General features: G+C 65.3%; 18 protein-coding genes. 10 read left to right on the forward strand and 8 right to left on the reverse strand.

All coding sequences use genetic code 11. The features are described from left to right. Positions 1-123 precede the first annotated feature (123 nt). From draG to F464_RS0106850, 3 genes are read right to left on the reverse strand one after another with little or no spacing between them, the layout of a single operon-like run. On the reverse strand, positions 124-1,026 hold the full coding sequence (draG, locus tag F464_RS0106840) for an ADP-ribosyl-[dinitrogen reductase] hydrolase (RefSeq protein ID WP_018989046.1): 903 nt from the start codon (positions 1,024-1,026) through the stop codon (positions 124-126). Beyond that, positions 1,023-1,865, reverse strand: a complete 843-nt coding sequence (locus tag F464_RS0106845; protein ID WP_332309967.1) for an NAD(+)--dinitrogen-reductase ADP-D-ribosyltransferase — start codon at positions 1,863-1,865, stop codon at positions 1,023-1,025. Before F464_RS0106845 ends, draG begins: the two co-directional genes overlap by 4 nt. Continuing rightward, positions 1,849-2,055, reverse strand: a complete 207-nt coding sequence (locus F464_RS0106850) for an FmdB family zinc ribbon protein (RefSeq protein WP_018989048.1) — start codon at positions 2,053-2,055, stop codon at positions 1,849-1,851. Before F464_RS0106850 ends, F464_RS0106845 begins: the two co-directional genes overlap by 17 nt. Before the next feature lie 500 nt (positions 2,056-2,555). On the opposite strand from F464_RS0106850, the gene nifH reads away from it, so the two are divergent. The 3 genes from nifH to nifK are packed head-to-tail and all read left to right on the forward strand — an operon-like array spanning position 2,556 to position 6,462. Next, positions 2,556-3,425, forward strand: coding sequence for a nitrogenase iron protein (gene nifH, locus F464_RS0106855; protein WP_018989049.1), 870 nt, complete (start codon positions 2,556-2,558; stop codon positions 3,423-3,425). Positions 3,426-3,451: 26 nt separating this feature from the next. Beyond that, positions 3,452-4,921 (forward strand): nitrogenase molybdenum-iron protein alpha chain, encoded by a 1,470-nt coding sequence (nifD, locus tag F464_RS0106860; protein ID WP_018989050.1) that lies wholly within the window; start codon positions 3,452-3,454, stop codon positions 4,919-4,921. 11 nt (positions 4,922-4,932) lie between these two features. Beyond that, entirely contained in the window at positions 4,933-6,462 is a 1,530-nt protein-coding gene (gene nifK / locus F464_RS0106865) for a nitrogenase molybdenum-iron protein subunit beta (protein ID WP_018989051.1), read from the forward strand. A 260-nt stretch (positions 6,463-6,722) separates the two neighbouring features. Here nifK and F464_RS0106870 read toward each other — a convergent pair whose 3' ends face one another. Both F464_RS0106870 and F464_RS0106875 read right to left on the reverse strand, forming a co-directional pair. Next, positions 6,723-7,427 (reverse strand): HAD family hydrolase, encoded by a 705-nt coding sequence (locus F464_RS0106870; RefSeq protein ID WP_018989052.1) that lies wholly within the window; start codon positions 7,425-7,427, stop codon positions 6,723-6,725. 228 nt (positions 7,428-7,655) lie between these two features. Next, complete coding sequence (locus F464_RS0106875) at positions 7,656-8,735, reverse strand: LysR family transcriptional regulator (protein WP_198292235.1); 1,080 nt, start codon at positions 8,733-8,735, stop codon at positions 7,656-7,658. 188 nt (positions 8,736-8,923) lie between these two features. Here F464_RS0106875 and F464_RS0106880 point away from each other — a divergent pair, with 188 nt between their 5' ends. From F464_RS0106880 to F464_RS0106910, 6 genes are all read left to right on the forward strand, one after another. Further along, a complete protein-coding gene (locus F464_RS0106880) occupies positions 8,924-9,451 on the forward strand; it encodes a GbsR/MarR family transcriptional regulator (RefSeq protein ID WP_018989054.1) in 528 nt (175 codons plus the stop codon). 95 nt (positions 9,452-9,546) lie between these two features. After that, entirely contained in the window at positions 9,547-9,993 is a 447-nt protein-coding gene (locus F464_RS27970; RefSeq protein WP_018989055.1) for a thiol-disulfide oxidoreductase DCC family protein, read from the forward strand. Between the two features lie 115 nt (positions 9,994-10,108). Continuing rightward, complete coding sequence (locus tag F464_RS0106895) at positions 10,109-11,380, forward strand: SDR family oxidoreductase (RefSeq protein ID WP_018989057.1); 1,272 nt, start codon at positions 10,109-10,111, stop codon at positions 11,378-11,380. Next, entirely contained in the window at positions 11,377-11,847 is a 471-nt protein-coding gene (locus F464_RS0106900; protein WP_018989058.1) for a DUF2269 family protein, read from the forward strand. Before F464_RS0106895 ends, F464_RS0106900 begins: the two co-directional genes overlap by 4 nt. 34 nt (positions 11,848-11,881) lie before the next feature. After that, positions 11,882-13,399: a B12-binding domain-containing radical SAM protein gene (locus F464_RS27975; protein ID WP_018989059.1), complete on the forward strand. Its 1,518-nt coding sequence runs from the start codon at positions 11,882-11,884 to the stop codon at positions 13,397-13,399. 68 nt (positions 13,400-13,467) lie between these two features. After that, complete coding sequence (locus tag F464_RS0106910) at positions 13,468-14,004, forward strand: DUF924 family protein (protein ID WP_018989060.1); 537 nt, start codon at positions 13,468-13,470, stop codon at positions 14,002-14,004. A gap of 55 nt (positions 14,005-14,059) precedes the next feature. Here F464_RS0106910 and F464_RS0106915 read toward each other — a convergent pair whose 3' ends face one another. The 3 genes from F464_RS0106915 to F464_RS0106925 all read right to left on the reverse strand — a co-directional run bounded on the left by F464_RS0106915 (position 14,060) and on the right by F464_RS0106925 (position 16,456). Then, positions 14,060-15,067 (reverse strand): inorganic phosphate transporter, encoded by a 1,008-nt coding sequence (locus F464_RS0106915; RefSeq protein WP_026295818.1) that lies wholly within the window; start codon positions 15,065-15,067, stop codon positions 14,060-14,062. Between the two features lie 23 nt (positions 15,068-15,090). After that, positions 15,091-15,729, reverse strand: a complete 639-nt coding sequence (locus F464_RS0106920; protein ID WP_018989062.1) for a DUF47 domain-containing protein — start codon at positions 15,727-15,729, stop codon at positions 15,091-15,093. A gap of 217 nt (positions 15,730-15,946) precedes the next feature. Continuing rightward, on the reverse strand, positions 15,947-16,456 hold the full coding sequence (locus tag F464_RS0106925) for a TlpA family protein disulfide reductase (protein WP_026295819.1): 510 nt from the start codon (positions 16,454-16,456) through the stop codon (positions 15,947-15,949). Between the two features lie 346 nt (positions 16,457-16,802). Here F464_RS0106925 and nifE point away from each other — a divergent pair, with 346 nt between their 5' ends. Continuing rightward, complete coding sequence (nifE, locus tag F464_RS0106930; protein WP_018989064.1) at positions 16,803-18,206, forward strand: nitrogenase iron-molybdenum cofactor biosynthesis protein NifE; 1,404 nt, start codon at positions 16,803-16,805, stop codon at positions 18,204-18,206. The last annotated feature ends 2 nt before the right edge of the window (positions 18,207-18,208 follow it).

Raw genomic sequence — 18,208 nt, forward strand, 5'->3', positions numbered from 1 at the left:
GAGTCCGGCGAGTCTAGTGCAATCGGCATGGGCGGGCAATTCCGGGCCGATACACCCACCTTCGCATCCTGCCGCCCGGCGCGCGATCGGGATGTCGCGCCCGCGCCACGCGCCTCGGCGCGGTCATGCGCCCTGCAGCGCGAGCAGCCCGTCGACCTGACGCTCGATCGCGTGCCTTACCTCGGCGTCGAGACGCTTCAACCAGCGCGCGGGGATCGCCCCGACGCCATAGTGCGCCCCCGCCAGCATTCCGGCGATCGCGCCCGTCGTGTCGGCGTCGCCGCCGTAATTCACGGTGCGGATCAGGCAGGATTCGAAGCTGTCGGTGGCGAAGAAGGCGTGCAGCACCGTCTGTACCGTGTCGACGACGTAGCCGGTCGCACGCTTAGGGTAGGGATCGAAGCGGAACTGGCGGTGCGCCGCGACCAAGGCCTTGGCGTGCTCACGCAGCTGCGCGAGCTTGTCGCGCCAGTAGCCACCGGCGAGCAGATCCGCGAGCATGCGCGCAAAGCACAGCGTCGCGGCGTCGGACAGCGGGTGGTTGTGCGTGACGTGGGCCTGCTCGACGACGCAGCGGGAAAGGAGGTCGGGGTCGCGGAAGGCGAACAGGATCGCGGGCAGGACGCGCATCAGCGCGCCGTTGCCGGCGTCCCCGTCCGAGAAGGGCGATTCGAGCGAGCCGTCGCAGCCGTAGCGCTGGAGGCCGCGGCGGCAGGTGTTGCCGACGTCGATCGGCTTCGATTTCAGCCACGCGAGCCAGTGGCGCGCGATGTTGGCGAGATCCCACCCGCCCGCCTCGAGAATCGCCGCGCCGAGCGCGAGCGACATCTGCGTGTCGTCGGTGACCTGGCCGGCCCTCAGCCTGAGCCAGCCGCCGCCGACGATGTCGCGCAGCTCGCCGTACTGGTGGCGGATCTCCGAGGGGGTGAGGAATTCCACCGTGGCTCCCAGCGCATCGCCTACGGCCAGCCCCAGGTAGGCGCCCAGTGCGCGTTCGCGCAGGGTCGGCTCGATGGCGTTCGTCATAAGGTCGCCATCCTGACACGATACTCGCCGCCGAGCACGAGCATCTCGCCCTCCCCGCGCAGCAGCGGGCCCGGCATCAGGGCGTTGCAGTAGACGAGCTTGCACAGCGGCACCTCGACTTCGAGGATGGTGTCGCCGAACTGGTCGGCGATGTCGCGCCGTGTCGTGAACGAGACAAGGTTGTTCTGCCGCGCGATGGCCTCGCGCGCGCGGCCGGGCCTGCCGTCCGTGCGCGGCAGCCAGGCGACGACCTGGTGCTCGCCGAAGTCGTTCACGCCGCGGTACAGCGTGAGGTGGCGGCGGCCGGGATACAGCCAGCGCCGGAACATGTGTTGGGCGTATTCGTACAGCAGGTCGAGCTGCGCATGGATGCAGTTGTTGTGGAAGCGCGCGTGCATCTTGTCCTCGACGTAGGCCATCCACGCTGCGGACGGGTAGCGGCCGAGCACCTCCTTGTGGAAGGTGGGGTGCAGGCCGAAGCGCGACTCCGCCCAGCCCTTGAGCACCGCAGCTTCGCGGCCGCTGGCGTCGAAGCCCCAGCCGCGCAGCAGGCGCAGATAGCTCGCGCGGTAGCGCTTGCGGCCGGCGGCGTCGTGTTCGCGCGGCAGGTCCAGCTCGAACACCGTGCGCATGTAGATCTGGAAGGCGAGCACCGCCTCGTCGACCGTGGTCGCATCGTCGAGCATCGCGAACAGCGTGCCGTTGGTTTCCCGCACGCCGTGGATGTGCAGCGCGAGCGGATGGTCGCTGAACGCGACGCTCGCAATCAGGCCCGTCGGGATGCCGACGAGGTTGGTCGAGTGGCCGGCGACGGCGCGCGTTTCAGTAATTGCTGAAATGGCCTTCGCGCCTCGCCTGTGCCCGCGCCTGTTTCACGAGTTCGCGCGATTGGGGCGGCGCGGCAGGCGCGGACACCAGCTTTTCGAGCGAGGTTCCGCCGCAGTGCGGGCATGGGGGCGTGTCGCCAGCGCGCACGAGCATCTCGAAGGTCCGGTCGCAGGCGGGGCAGCGGTAGTCGAAGATGGGCATGATCGTTCCATTGGGTTTGTCGGCTCCGCCCTAATGCGCAAGAACGATGCCATCGGCAAGAACGATGCCATCTGCAAGAGCGGCGATCGTGAAGCGGGCGGACAGGTTTTCGTAGGGTGGGAGGAGCACAGCGCATCCCGCCGATCCACCGGCCGGAGGCATTCCAGCGCCGCACGGCGGGATCCGCCTCCGGCTCCTCCCGTCCTACGAGACCGCCGCGGGTGACGCGCATCGATCGACGGAATGTCGTCCCGCCCGGCTGCGCCTCACCAGCGTTGGCGGCAAGCCGATGTCCGACAGCCGCCGCTTTCTTGTCGCGTTGCCGACAGGACCGGAACACCCCTCGCAACACCCGCAAATCCCGAAAATCCCGCCGAAACCCGCATGAATGCTTGATCTCTGCGATTTTCACGGCCACTGGCACAACCCTTGCCATAGGGAAAGCGTGCCGGTTCGCCGGGCGTGAAAGCTGGACTCAAACCTTCTTGAGGAGAAATGAAATGTCCCTTCGTCAAATCGCGTTCTACGGAAAGGGTGGCATCGGCAAGTCGACCACGTCGCAGAACACCCTCGCCGCGCTGGCCGAGATGGGCCAGAAGATCCTGATCGTCGGCTGCGACCCGAAAGCCGACTCGACCCGCCTGATCCTGCACGCCAAGGCCCAGGACACGGTGCTGTCGCTCGCGGCCGACGCCGGCTCGGTGGAGGACCTCGAGCTCGAAGACGTGCTGCGCGTCGGTTACCGCGACATCCGCTGCGTCGAATCCGGCGGCCCGGAGCCCGGCGTCGGCTGCGCCGGCCGCGGCGTCATCACCGCGATCAACTTCCTCGAAGAGAACGGCGCCTATGACGGCGTCGATTATGTCTCCTACGACGTGCTCGGCGACGTGGTGTGCGGCGGCTTCGCGATGCCGATCCGCGAGAACAAGGCGCAGGAGATCTACATCGTGATGTCGGGCGAGATGATGGCGATGTACGCCGCCAACAACATCTCGAAGGGCATCCTGAAGTACGCCAACGCCGGCGGCGTGCGCCTCGGCGGCCTGATCTGCAACGAACGCCAGACGGACAAGGAATACGAACTGGCGGACGCGCTGGCGAAGAAGCTCGGCACCTCGCTGATCCACTTCGTGCCGCGCGACAACGTCGTGCAGCACGCCGAACTGCGCCGCATGACCGTGCTGGAGTACGACCCGGAGTCCAGGCAGGCTGCCGAGTACCGCACCCTGGCGCAGAAAATCCACGCCAACAAGGGCAACGGCACGATCCCTACGCCGATCACGATGGACGAGCTGGAAGACCTGCTGCTCGAGTTCGGCATCATGCAGAAGGAAGACGAGAGCATCGTCGGCAAGGCCAAGGCCGCCTGAACGGGCGCACTTACAGGAGATCCGTTATGAGTGCGGCAACGTTGGAAAAGTCGGATGACAAGACGCGCGAGGTTGCGCAAACCCGGGCGTTGATCGACGAGGTGCTCGAGGTCTACCCCGAGAAGGCGGGAAAGAAGCGCGCCAAGCACCTCAACGTGTATGAGGAAGGCAAGCCCGACTGCGGCGTGAAGTCCAACATCAAGTCGCTACCCGGCGTGATGACGATCCGCGGCTGTGCCTACGCCGGCTCGAAGGGCGTGGTGTGGGGCCCGATCAAGGACATGGTGCATGTGAGCCACGGCCCGGTCGGCTGCGGCCAGTATTCGTGGGCCACCCGCCGCAACTACTACAACGGCACGACCGGCGTGGATGCCTTCGGCGCGATGCAGATCACGTCCGACTTCCAGGAGAAGGACATCGTCTTCGGCGGCGACAAGAAGCTCGACAAGCTGGTCGACGAGATCACGCAGGTCTTCCCGCTCGCGAAAGGCATCTCGATTCAGTCGGAGTGCCCGATCGGCCTGATCGGCGACGACATCGAGGCGGTATCGAAGAAGAAGTCGAAGGAGATCGGCCTGCCGATGGTGCCGGTGCGCTGCGAGGGCTTCCGCGGCGTGTCGCAGTCGCTCGGCCACCACATCGCCAACGACGCGATCCGCGACTGGGTGTTCGACAAGGCGGACTACGAGCAGCCCTTCGAATCCACGCCCTACGACGTCGTGCTGATGGCCGACTACAACATCGGCGGCGACGCGTGGAGCTCGCGCATCCTGCTCGAAGAGATGGGCCTGCGCGTGATCGGCCAGGGCACGGGCGACGCGACGTTGAAGGAAATCGAGATGATGCCGCGCGCGAAGCTGCTGCTGCTGCACTGCTACCGCTCGATGAACTACATCGCGCGCCACGTCGAGGAGAAGTACGGCGTGCCGTGGTTCGAGTACAACCTCTTCGGGCCGACCAAGATCGCCGAAAGCTTGCGCGGCATCGCGGCCTTCTTCGACGACACGATCAAGGAGAAGGCCGAACAGGTCATCGCCAAGTACACCGCGCTGTCGCAGGCGGTGATCGACAAGTACAAGCCGCGCCTCGCGGGTAAGAAGGTGATGCTGTACGTCGGCGGCCTGCGCCCGCGCCACGTCGTCGGCGCCTACGAGGACCTGGGCATGGAAGTCGTCGGCACCGGCTACGAGTTCGGCCACGGCGACGACTACCAGCGCACGACCCACTACGTGAAGGACGGCACGCTGATCTACGACGACGTCTCGAGCTTCGAGCTGGAGAAGTTCGCCGAGAAGATCCGCCCCGACCTGATGGCTTCGGGCGTCAAGGAAAAGTACATCTTCCAGAAGATGGGCATCCCCTTCCGCCAGATGCACAGCTGGGATTACTCCGGCCCCTATCACGGCTTCGACGGCTTCGCCATCTTCGCCCGTGACATGGACATGGCGATCAACTCGCCGGTTTGGGGCATGACCAAGGCCCCCTGGAAGAAATAAGGAGCACGACCATGCCTCAATCAGCTGAAAAGGTCCTCGACCACGCCGGTCTGTTCAAGGAACCGGAATACCAGGAGATCTTCGAGCGCAAGAAGGACTTCGAAGGCGGCTGCGGCGCGGCCAGGGTGCAGGAGATCGCCGACTGGACGAAGACCGCGGAATACCGCGAGATCAACTTCAAGCGCGAAGCCCTCGTCATCAACCCCGCCAAGGCCTGCCAGCCGCTGGGCGCGGTGCTGTGCGCGTCCGGCTTCGAAGGCACCCTGCCCTACGTGCATGGCTCACAAGGTTGTGTGGCCTACTTCCGCTCGCACTTCAACCGCCACTTCAAGGAACCGTGCTCGGCGGTGTCCGACTCGATGACCGAGGACGCGGCGGTGTTCGGCGGCCTCAACAACATGGTCGACGGCTTGGCCAACGCGCATGCGCTGTACAAGCCGAAGATGATCGCGGTGTCGACGACCTGCATGGCCGAAGTCATCGGCGACGACCTCGACGCCTTCATCAAGACCGCCAAGCAGAAAGGCTCGATCCCCGAGGACTTCCGCGTCCCGTTCGCGCACACGCCCTCCTTCGTCGGCAGCCACGTCACCGGCTACGACAACATGCTCAAGGGCTTCCTCACGAGCTTCTGGGACGGCAGGACGCGCGCCGAAGTGTCGACGCCGACGATCAACATCAACGGCGGCTTCGACGGCTACTGCGTCGCCAACAACCGCGAGCTGAAGCGGATGATGAAGGAGATGGAGGTCGAGGCCACCATCATCTCGGACCCGTCCGAGGTCTTCGATACCCCCACCGACGGCGAATTCCGCATGTACGCCGGCGGCACCACCGCGGCGCAGATGGAGGCGGCGCTGAATGCGAAGGGCACGGTCTTCATGCAGGGCATCTCGGCAGCCAAATCCGCCGAGTACGTCGAGAAGGCTGGCCAGAAGAGGGTTTCGCTCAACTGCCCGGTCGGCGTCACCGGCACCGACGCCTTCCTGATGGCGGTGTCCGAGCTCACCGGCCAGCCCATCCCGGCCTCGCTGGAGCTCGAACGCGGCCGGCTCGTCGATGCGATCGCCGACTCGCAGGCCCACCTGCACGGCAAGCGCTTCGCACTGTTCGGCGACCCCGACATGCTGCTGGGCCTCACCGCCTTCCTGCTGGAACTGGGCGCCGAGCCGGTGCATATCCTCTGCACCAACGCGACCAAGGAGTGGACCGAGAAGATCAACAAGCTGCTCGCCGCCAGCCCCTTCGGCAAGGACGCCAAGGCCTGGCCGGGCAAGGACCTTTGGCACATGCGCTCGCTGCTGGCCACCGAGCCGGTCGACTTCCTGATCGGCAGCTCGCACGGCAAGTACCTCGAACGCGACATCGGCACGCCGCTGATCCGCATCGGCTTCCCCATCTTCGACCGCCACCACCACCACCGCTTCCCGATCTGGGGCTACCAGGGCGGCCTGAACGTCCTCGTGAAGATCCTCGACAAGATCTTCGACACGCTGGACGCGCAGACTGAGGGAACGGCTAGCTTCGACCTGGTGCGCTGAGGAGGACAGCATGCCCACGGTCTGCCAGGCCGCGAGCATCGTGAAGTTTTGAACGGCTGAAACCCGCTCACGGCATCCGGCGATCTCTCCACGTCGGATGCCGCTCCGGCCCGCTCGCAAGGCGGGCCGTTTTTGTCTGGCGATGGACCGGGGCCAAGGTCAGGAGGCAGCTTTTTCCGGTTCTGAAACGGGGACGGGGTTACGCGACCACGATATGCCGTTCGACACGCTCAGGGCGAACGGGAGTCTGGATTGCAGCCTCAATAAGCAAGGGGTCCCAACGCACCGACCAGGCCGCTCAGGTCGGCCACTTCCAGGTGCGGTTTCTCGACGTGCGGCCACGCGGCCTGCCCGCGATTCACCCACGCCGCCTGCATGCCCGCGTTACGTGCCCCCAGCACATCCAGAACCATGTCGTCGCCCACGTGCAGCACCTCGTGCGGCTGCACGCCCACGGCTTCGGCTGCGACCTGGAAGATGCGCACGTCCGGCTTGGACACGCCCACCTTGAGCGCCGCGACGCTGGCGACGAAGTACGGCGCCAAACCCACGCGCGCGAGATCGGCGTTGCCGTTGGAGATGCTCACCAGCGGAAAACGCGCGGCCAGGAATTCCACCGCGGGGAGCGCGTCGGGAAAGAAGCTCACGTTGTGGCGTTCGGTGATGAAGGCGTCGAAGGCGGGGCCGGCCAGCGAGGGGTCGTCCCCCGCGCTCGACAGCGCCACGCGGATCGACTCGTGGCGCAGCGCCGTCATGTCATGGGCGAGGTCGGGACGCTGTAGTTCCACGGCGTCGCGGATCTCGCGCAGCGCGCGGGGGCTCGCATACATGGCTGCCGTCGCGGGGGCGTTGCTCACGAGCCATTCGTGCAGCACCTTTTCCGCGCGATCGATGGTGGGCCAGATGGGCCACAGCGTGTCGTCCAGATCCAGCGAGACGGCTTTGATTTGTTTCAGGTTCAGCATGCGCTCAATGGTACCTGAGCGGGGCGCTGCGCTCACGTTCGGGCAGTAACAGTGCGTCAGGAACGGACCTCCGTTGCAAGCCCGCCGACAAACACAAGGGGCAGAAAGGTCGGCTGCGGAGGTTCCCGAGCCCCGCCCGAGACCCCGGTGGCGACGAAGGCGCGTCTCGAGTCCGTGCGCATCGAGATGTTCGACCGCCACCGCCGCCACGAGCATCGCACCCGAGCCTTAGTCGAGCTGATCTTCAAACAGCTCGCCCACGAATTTCACGAACGCGCTGATCTTCGCGGGCTGGTGGCGGCTTGGCGGATAAAGGATCGATATCGGAGGGCCGGGCGCCGACCAGTCTGCCAGGATAGGCACCAGGATTCCTTTCGCAAAGTAGCGCTGCAGCGAGAGGGAGAAAAGCTGGACCACGCCGCCGCCGGATATGGCCGCATCGATCAAGGATTCGGCGTGATTGATCCAGATGCGGGCTTCGGGCATCTGCTCGAACGCTGCATCGCCCTTGCTGAAGTACCAGGGGACGGGTTGCCCCGAAGTCGGTTGCAGAAAACCGATCTGCGGATACCTCGCCAGATCCTGCGGCACCGCCGGGGTGCCATGCCTGGCCAGAAAATCGGGCGATGCGCAGCACACATAGCGCGTCCGGTGAAGCGTCTTCGCCACACGCGCCAGATCCTTCAACTCCCCGACACGGATGGAGACATCCACCCCAGCCGCTTCGGGTGCGAGAACCTGATCGCCAAGCGTCATTCTCACCGTCACTTCGGGATAAAGCTCTGCAAAACGAGGCAATGCCGGAGCGATATACATGCGCCCGATGGCGGTGGGAACGTCCACCCGAAGTACCCCCTGGGGTACGACCTTCGCCCCCCGCAAGCCCTCTTCCAATTCCCCGAGTCCATCGAGCAGGTCGCGGGCCCGCTCGTAGCACGCCCGACCCTCGTCGGTCAGCGAGAGTTTGCGCGTCGTCCGGTTGAGCAGCCGCACGCCCAGATGGCCTTCCAGATTCGTAAGGTGGTTGGTCACCGAGGAATTCGACATATCGAGATGCCGGGCAGTGCGACTGAAGCTGCCCATTTCGACAATGCGGCAAAAGACCCGCAACGCCTCGAAACGATCGATGGACATTTTCGCGATAATCAAAAGAATGATGTCAATTATTCTATATTTAACGCAGCACCAACGATCATCGGAATCCGCTCCGCGACGGGTCGAAAGACCAATGACAAGTCCTTCGCCGGAGCGGCCCATGTACCGGCGAACTCTTGAATCAAGGCGATCGACGAGCGCTTCGGGCGCCATCCGCATCGCAATGCGGCGGTCGGCAGGGAGTCGACGCGGGGGCAAGGGAGAGCGTCACCCACGCCCCTTGCACGGTCGGTGCCCACGGCGGCACGTCAAGTCGGTGCGGACGATCGAGAGTCGAACCCATGCTGCGAACTTCTTATTTCTGTCTTGACAGAAATTACAGACAACTCTAGATTTACCGCATGGAACTCAAGCCGATCGCAGAAAGATTCATCCTCCACTGGGGCGAAATGGGCTCGCGCTGGGGCGTCAATCGCACTGTCGCGCAGATCCACGCGCTGCTCTACCTCGCCGGCCGGCCGATGGATGCGGAAGAAATTGCCCTTACGCTGGGTGTCGCGCGCTCGAACGTCAGCAACAGCCTGAAGGAGTTGCAGAGCTGGCGCCTCGCACGCGTGGTGCATCTGATGGGCGACCGCCGCGACCACTTCGAAACGTCCACCGATATCTGGGAACTGTTCAAGCTGATCGTCGAAGGCCGCCGCCAGCGCGAGATCGACCCGACGATTTCGGTGCTGCGCGACTGCCTCGGCAACCCGGCGATCGGCGACGAAGACACCGGCACCGAGCAGCGCATCAAGGAGACGCTCGAGTTCATCGAGGTGCTGACGACCTGGTCGGAGGAGATGCTGCGACTGCAGCCCGAAACCCTGATGAAGGCGATGGGAGTCGGCGCGAAGATCAGCCGCGCAGTCAGAAGGAAGGACTGAACCGACGACAAGGTCCGGCGCGGGCAGCGATGCCCGTTTTTTTGAGGCATTAATTTCTGTTTTTACAGAAACAACCGTCATTCGAGTAATTAATCATGGAAAGATATCCGATCACCATCTTCCACGACGGCAATTGCCCAATCTGTCGTCTGGATATCGCGAATCTCCGGTCGCGCAACGACGAGGGGCGTCTGCGTTTCATCGACATTGCCGCACCGGGGTTCGACCCCCGGCCCTACGGCATGACGCGGGAGGAGTTCGCTTCGCAGATTCGAGCGCAACTTCCCGACGGCAACCTGATCACGGGCATGGAGGTGTTTCGCCGCGCTTACCGCGCCGTCGGTCTCGGCTGGCTCATCGCCCCGGCCAACTGGGGGCCGCTGAAGGTTCCGGCCGATGCGCTCTACCGCTTCTTCGCCCGTCACCGTCCAACGATTTCGCGTCGCTTCGGCGGCCTGCTCGAAGCGCTCGCCGCCTGCCAGGCAGAGCGCCGTGGCCGCGCCTGCCGGTCGGGCCGATGCGCAGTTCCCGGCCGGCACTAACGGAGACGCAGATGAAGACTATCGTGTTGATCGCGCCGGAAACCACCGCCCCGGTGAGGACGGCCCCGGATGATACTTTCGCTGGCCAACGGGCATCGGCGCGGGGGGCCATGCCATGCGAGTCCTGATCCTTGGCGCTCGCGGCTTCATCGGGGCCTCGCTTGCCGATGCCTTCACCGCCGCGGGCCACACGGTCGTCAAGGCCGTGCGCCAACCGGTTGCGCCCGACGAAATCGCGATCGACTTCGCCTCCGACCACGACCCGGCCGACTGGGGTGCATTCATCGCGGGCGTCGACGTCCTCATCAACGCCGTCGGCATCATCGTGGAGACCGCGGCGCAGCGCTTCGACGTCATCCATACCGCAGCGCCGGTGGCGCTGTTCGAAGCCTGCGTCGCGGCCGGCACGCGAGCGCCACGGGTGATCCAGATTTCTGCGCTCGGCGCCGACAGGGGCGACTCGAGCTACTTCCTCACTAAGCGCGCCGCCGACGAGGCGCTGATGAGCCTGCCGCTCGACTGGCAGGTTCTCCGGCCGGCACTCGTTTTCGGCGAAGAAGGCCAATCTGCACGGCTCTTTCTCACCCTTGCCAGCCTGCCGCTTCTACCGCTTCCGGGCGGTGGCGAGCAGCCGCTGCAACCGGTGCATATCGACGACCTCACCGACGCCGCGTTGCGCCTCGCCGATCCGGCCACGCCGGCACGGCAGTGCATCGAACTCGCCGGGCCGGCCCCGCTCACCCTGCGCGACATCCTCCTCGTTTACCGGCGTGCGCTCGGCTTGCCTCCGACCGGGCAGTTCGCGATCCCGACGCCGCTCATGGCGATCGCCGCGGCCATTGCGGATCGCATTCCCGGCGCGCTCTTCAACCACGAAAACTGGCGCATGCTGCAAGCAGGAAATACCTGCGCCCCCGATGCGCTCGCCGCGGCGACGCGCCTGCTCGGCCATGCGCCGCGCTCGATCGAGCGCTTCATTGCGCCCGAACGTTCGGCCGATCTGCGCCGCCGGGCGCTCGACAGCTGGCATGGCCTCTTGCTGCGAGTAGCGCTCGCCATCATCTGGTTCGTCACCGCGATCGTCAGCGCCGGCGCGTACCCGCAGGCCGACAGCCTGGCCCTGCTCGCCCGCGTCGGCCTTGCCGGCGTCCCGGCGTTCGTCGCGCTCTACGGTGCCGCCGCGCTCGACTTCGCTTTTGGCGTCGCCACCCTGTTCAGGCCCGGTCGGCGCCTGTGGCTGGCGCAGGCGGGCCTCGTTCTCGCATATACCGCGATCATCGCCTTCGCGCTCCCGGAGTTCCTTGTCCATCCCTTCGGCCCGATCACCAAGAACCTGGCCGTTCTCGCAATCCTGATCGTCCTCCATTCACGCGAGGTTTCGTCATGAACACCTACCTGATCCTGAAGACCCTCCATATCGTCTCCTCGGTCTTCCTTGTCGGCACCGGTTTCGGTACGGCTTTCTACCTCTTCTTCGCCAACCGCTCCGGCTCGGTCGAATCGATCGCCGTCGTCTCGCGTCTCGTCGTCCGCGCCGACTGGTGGTTCACCACGCCGGCCGTGATCATCCAGCCGGTCACCGGCCTCCTGTTGATGGAACTCGGCGGCTGGCCGCCGACAGCGCCCTGGCTGCTGGTCTCGTTCGCGCTGTTCGCGCTCGCCGGCATCTGCTGGCTACCGGTCGTGTGGCTGCAACTCAGGATGGCGCGCACCGCGTCGGCGGCCAGCGCTGCGGGCGGCGCGCTGCCGCATCCCTACTGGGCCGACGCAAGGCGATGGGAGCGCCTCGGCTATCCGGCGTTTGCGGCGATGGCGGCCGTCTACTTCCTGATGGTCGTCAAGCCAGGTTTCTGAACCGGTCATTCCGTCCTCACATCAGGAGTTCGCCATGCGCATTCTGTTGATCAATCCACCATATCGCGCCCTTACGATTCACGGCATGGGGCCGCAGGTGCCCCTGGGAATGTTGTCCATCGGCGGCCCGTTGATCGACGCGGGGCATGACGTTGCCCTGCTCAACGCCGAGCAGGCGATGCTGAGCGAGACCGAGATCGTCCGGCGCGTGCACGCTTTCGCGCCCGACGTTGTCATGACGGGACATAGCGGCTCGAGCCCCGCCCATCTGACCGTGCTGCGCATGCTGTCGGCCATCAAGAAGGCGGCCAGTCACCTCGTCACCGTCTATGGCGGCGTGTACCCCAGCTTTCACGCACAAGCCATTCTGGAGACCGCCCCTCAGGTCGATATCATCGTCCGTGGCGAGGGTGAAGCGGTGGTGGTTCGCCTGGCCGAAGCCTTGGCCGCCAGGCAAGAGCTGACCGGAGTGGACGGCATTTCCAGTCGCGACGAACATGGGCGCATTTTCGAGACGCCGTCAGCGCCGGTCATCCGCGACCTCGATGCCTGCCGGGTCGCCTGGGAACTGATCGACGACTGGGATCGCCATCGCTGCTGGGGTCTGGGCCGCTCGGCAATCATCCAGTTCTCGCGCGGTTGTCCTCACCGGTGCAGCTATTGCGGTCAACGGGAGTTCTGGGTGCGCTGGCGGCACCGCGACCCGGTCCGCCTGGCCGACGAGATCGCCATGCTGCATCGCCGCCACGGCGTGAATTTCATTACCTTTGCCGACGAGAATCCAACCACGAACGTCAGACAATGGCGGCGATTCCTCGAGGAGATGTCGGCGCGTGCGGTCCCGGTAGCGCTCACCGCGGCAATGCGCGCCAGCGACATCTGTCGCGATGCCGAACTGTTGCCGCTTTACCGGAAAGCGGGCTTTTGCGCGATATTGGTCGGCATCGAGACCACCGACGCGACGATCATCGAGCGTGTCGGCAAGGACTCCAGCGCGACCGTCGATAGCGAGGCGATCCGGCTCCTGCGCAAGAACGGAATCATCGCCATCGCCACGCATGTCGCCGGCTTGGGCGACGAAGGGTGGATCAGTCGCTGGCGTGCCTTCCGCGGCATGGTGCGCTACGACCCGGACCTGGTGAACGTCATGTACGCGACACCCCACGACTGGACCCGGTTCGGCGCCGAAACAGCCCACCTCGACGTCGTCGAACCGGATATGAGCCGCTGGGATTTTCGTCACCAGGTGCTCAAGACCTCGCGCCTGAAACCCTGGCAACTGTTTCTGGCCGTCAAGCTCACCGAACTCGCACTACATATCCGGCCGCGCGTACTGTGGCGCACGGCCTTCCACCCCGATGCGGAAATGCGCCGACAACTACGCTGGTGTTTGTGGAACGCGGCTAAAGTATGGCGGGCAGAAATCGTTGATTTCAAATGTTTCGGGCGGACTGCGAAATCTCGTTTTGCTCGTACCGGCGAGTCGCAGTTCTTCAATTCAGGTCGTACCGTGACGCGAGGAACGGGGTGCGGTCACACCCGTTCCGCATGAATTTCCACACCGGCCGCGGTTTGACCCGGCCGGCCCGTCCGGAATCGCTCCATGCTAGGGAGTCGCCCATGTACCAAGAGATCCTGGAATTCTGGTTCGACGAGATTTCCCCCGCGCAGTGGTGGAAGAAGGACGCCGCTTTCGACCGCCTGGTCGCCCAACGCTTCGGCGAGGTGCATGCGCAGGCGGCGCGCTGCGAGCTGTCCGGGTGGCGCGGGAGTGCCGCCGGGCGGCTGGCGGAGGTGATCGTGCTGGATCAGTTCTCGCGCAACATGTTCCGCGATTCGCCAGAAGCCTTCGCCTGCGACGCGCTGGCATTGGCACTGGCGCAGGAGGCGATTGCGGCAGGGGCGGAGCAGGCGCTGCGGCCGGTAGAGCGCAGCTTTCTGTACATGCCCTTCATGCACAGCGAGTCGCTGGAGATCCATGAAATGGCGGTGCGGCTTTTCGAGCGCAACGGCATCGCGGACAACCTGGACTCGACCCGGAGGCACAAGGCGATCATCGAGCGCTTCGGGCGCTATCCGCATCGCAATGCGATTCTGGGAAGGGCGTCGAGCGCGGAGGAGATCGAATTTCTGAAGCAGCCGGGTTCGCGCTTCTGAACCCGGCTGCTTCGACCCGCCGCAGAGGGCGGGGCGTTCGGCGACGGCAGGGCGATCAGAGGATCATCTTGCCGACGTACCACGCGCCGCCGGCGATCAGCGCGCTGCACGGGATGGTGAGGATCCACGCCCACACGATGCTGCCGGCGACGCCCCAGCGCACGGCCGAGACCTTGCGCGCGGAGCCGACACCGACGATGGCGCCGGTGATGGTGTGGGTGGTCGACACAGGGATGCCCAGCGCGGTGGCGAGGAAGAGCGTGATCGCGCCGCCGGTTTCAGCGCAGAAGCCGCCGATGGGCTTGAGCTTGGTGATGCGCTGGCCCATGGTCTTGACGATGCGCCAGCCGCCGAACATCGTGCCGAGGCCGATGGCGAGGTAGCACATGACGATGACCCAGGTCGGCACGGGGTCGGAGCTCTGGCTGATGCCGGCGGCGATCAGGAGCATCCAGATGATGCCGATGGTCTTCTGCGCGTCGTTGCCGCCGTGGCCGAGGCTGTACAGCGAGGCCGAGAGGAGCTGCAGGCGGCGGAACCACTTGTCGACCTTGCGTTGCGGGGTTCGGAAGCATATCCACGACACCGCGACCATCAGGATCGATCCGAGCAGGAAGCCCAGCAGCGGCGACACGAGGATGAAGGCGACGGTCTTGATGAGTCCGCTGGCGAGCAGCGAGCCGAAGCCGCCCTTGGCGACCGCGGCACCGACCAGGCCGCCGATCAGCGCGTGCGAGGAGCTGGACGGGATGCCGTAGTACCAAGTGATGATGTTCCACGCGATCGCCCCGACCAGTGCGCCGAACACGACGACGTGGTCGACGACCATCGGGTCGATGGTGCCCTTGCCGATGGTCGTCGCCACCTTCAACTGGAAGATGAAGATTGCGACGATGTTGAAGAACGCCGCCCAGGCGACCGCCTGGTGGGGCTTGAGCACGCCGGTCGAGACGACCGTCGCGATCGAGTTAGCCGCGTCGTGGAAGCCGTTCATGAAGTCGAACAGCAGGGCCAGCGCCACGAGGAACATCACCGTGGCGAGGCCGATCTCCATAGTTGCCATGTTGTTTTCCGGGAGATCGCTGGTCAGGAGTTTTCGAGCACGACGGACTCGAGGATCTTGGCGACGTCCTTGCAGCGATCGGTGACCGATTCGAGCAGTTCGTAGACGCCCTTCATCTTCAGGACCACGCGGACGTCCGGCTCCTCGCGGAAGAGGCCCGACAGCGCCTTGCGCAGGACGCGGTCGGCATCGGATTCGAAGCCGTCGATTTCGTGGCAGATGCGCAGGATCTCGCGGCCGTTGTCCATGTTGGACAGCAGCACGACCGCGGCGCGCACGCTCTCGGCGCAGGACAGCGAGAGCTCGGCGATGCGCAGGGCGTCCTCGGTGACTTCGACGATGTCGTACAGCGAGACGGTCTCGGCGACGTCCTGGATGGTGTCGAGCACGTCGTCCATGTGCGAGATGAGCTGATGGATTTCGTCGCGGTCGAGCGGCGTGATGAACGTGGAGTGCATCAGCGCCATCACGTCGTGGTTCAGCTTGTCCGCACGGGTCTCGATCTCGTCGATGTCGGCAGTGGCCTTCGCCGTCGCCGATGCGTCCTTTCCGACGGCCTGCATCAGCACGACCAGGGCCTTGGCGCCGGCCACGATCTCGTCTGCATGGGAGTTGAAAAGGGTGAAGAACTGACCCTCACGGGGCATGAAGCGGGAGAACATGGTTGTTTTTGCCTGGCGGCCGCATGGAGTTAGGGCGCGATTTTACCAGCGGAAACATCCCTGTAATGTGCCGTGCGTAAATTCAGCCTGGAATCCCCCATTGCGGGTCCATGCGCCCACTGTGGACGGTCGGGACGGGAGCGGCCTCGCGCGCCCTGCCCGTCCGGACGCCCGACGGCAGTTCACATGCCGATCGGAACATTCCGGCGCGTGCGGCCTACATGCGCCGGCCGAAGGCCTTGCCGATAGCCTCGACGGCTTCCGGGCTGTCCCACTCCTTCGCACCGAACACTTTCTGCACGACCTTGCCGTCGGCGTCGACCAGCACCGTGAGCGGAATGCGGTCGGCGCCGAGCATGTTCTCGAGCGCGAGCTGGCGGTCGATGAAGTGCGGGAAGCTGGTCTTCGCCTGGGTGAGGAAGGCCTGGGCGCGCTCGGGGTAGTCGTCGATGGAGATGCCGATCACGTTGAACTGCTTGCCGTAGCGCTTCGACAGGCGCTCCAGCGATCCCATCTCGGCGAGACAGGGCGGACAGTAGCTCGCCCAGACGTTGATGATCAGCGGTTTGCCGCGATAGTCGCCAAGCAGCTTCGAGCCGGTGGTGAGGCCCTGCATCGGCATCTGGCGCAGGGTGCCGCCTTCGGGGACTTCGCCCGGCGTGGCGAAGGCGGAGCCGGACACGATGGCGGCGAGGCACAGGGCGAGGGAGACGAGGGCTTTCTTCATGTTGGCGCAGGATCGGAAGCGCGGCGCGGTGCGCCGGAAAACGAGAGCATAGCAGGGCGGAGGAAGCTCGGACACGGCGGCGGGCCGGTGCTTTTCCGTGGGAGCGGCTTCAGCCGCGAATGGGCGGTATCGAAGGGGGCGCGGCCGATTCGCGGCTGAAGCCGCTCCCACAGCGTCTGTGTCGCTTCCTCGACAAATTGGTTGTCGCGAGTTCGACAGCGGCCGCGATGCGGTCGCACGCCCGTCGCAAGTCTTTGATTTTGCGTGATGCCAGGTCTGGCATCGATCGTGCAACGGTTTCCCCGCCCCCCGACACCCGCGCCACGAGCGCACACAGGAAACCGACATGAGCGCACTAAAACAGAGAATCGACAGCCTGCTGATCGAGCCCGGCTGCGCGACGAACCAGGCGAAGAGCGACAAGGCGCGCAAGGAGGGCTGCAAGAAGCCGCTGACGCCCGGCGCGGCGGCGGGCGGCTGTGCCTTCGACGGTGCGAAGATCGCGCTGCAGCCGGTGGTGGACGTCGCCCACCTGGTACATGGACCGATCGCGTGCGAAGGCAATTCGTGGGATTCGCGCCACGTGTATTCGTCCGGCGCGCAGACCTACCGCACGGGCTTCACGACCGACATGGCGGAGTTCGACGTCATCTACGGCGGCGAGAAGCGCCTTTACCGCGCAATCAAGGAGATCATCGACAAGGTGAATCCGCCGGCGATCTTCGTGTACCAGACCTGCCTGCCGGCGATGATCGGCGACGACGTCGAGGGCGTGTGCCGCGCGGCGAGCGCGAAGTTCGGCACACCGGTGATCCCGGTGAACGCCCCCGGTTTCGCGGGCAGCAAGAACCTCGGCAACAAGCTGGGCGGCGAGGCGCTGCTCGACCACGTCGTCGGCACGCTGGAGCCGGAATACACGACGGCCTGCGACATCAACCTGATCGGCGAATACAACGTCGTCGGCGAGTTGTGGCAGGTGAAGCCGCTCTTCGACGCGCTGGGCATCCGCGTGCTGGCGAGCTTCTGCGGCGACGCACGCTACCGCGACATCGCCGGCTCGCACCGCGCGAAGGCGGCGATCATGCTGTGCTCGCAGGCGCTGATCAACATCGCGCGCAAGATGCAGGAGCGCTACGACATCCCCTTCTTCGAGGGCAGCTTCTACGGCATCGCGGACATGTCGGACTGCCTGCGCAAGATCTCCGCCTTGCTGGTGACGAAAGGCGCCCCTGCGGATCTGCCGGCGCGCGCCGAGGCACTGATCGCGCGCGAGGAGGCGCGCGCGTGGGCACGGCTGGAAAAGTACCGTGCGCGGCTCGCGGGCAAGCGCGTGCTTCTCTTCACCGGCGGGGTGAAGTCGTGGAGCGTGGTGTCGGCGCTGCAGGAGGTGGGCATGGAGATCGTGGGCACCTCGATGCGCAAATCGACGCAGGGCGACCGCGCCAAGGTCGTCGAGATCATGGGCACCGACGCGCACATGTTCGACGAACTTCCGCCGCGCGAGATGTACCGGATGCTGAAGGAGTCGCAGGCCGACGTGATGCTCTCGGGCGGGCGCTCGCAGTTCGTCGCGCTGAAGGCGAAAACGCCATGGGTCGAGATCAACCAGGAGCGCCATCACGCCTACACGGGCTACGACGGGGTCGTGAATCTCGTCGCCGAGATCGACAAGGCGCTGCATAACCCGATCTGGTCACAGGTGCGGCAGCCGGCGCCGTGGGAACAGCCCGAGGGCTGGGGCGCGGCGTGAAC

Origin of the sequence: Aromatoleum toluclasticum ATCC 700605, from assembly GCF_000378245.1 — a bacterium.
Classification (GTDB): domain Bacteria; phylum Pseudomonadota; class Gammaproteobacteria; order Burkholderiales; family Rhodocyclaceae; genus Aromatoleum; species Aromatoleum toluclasticum.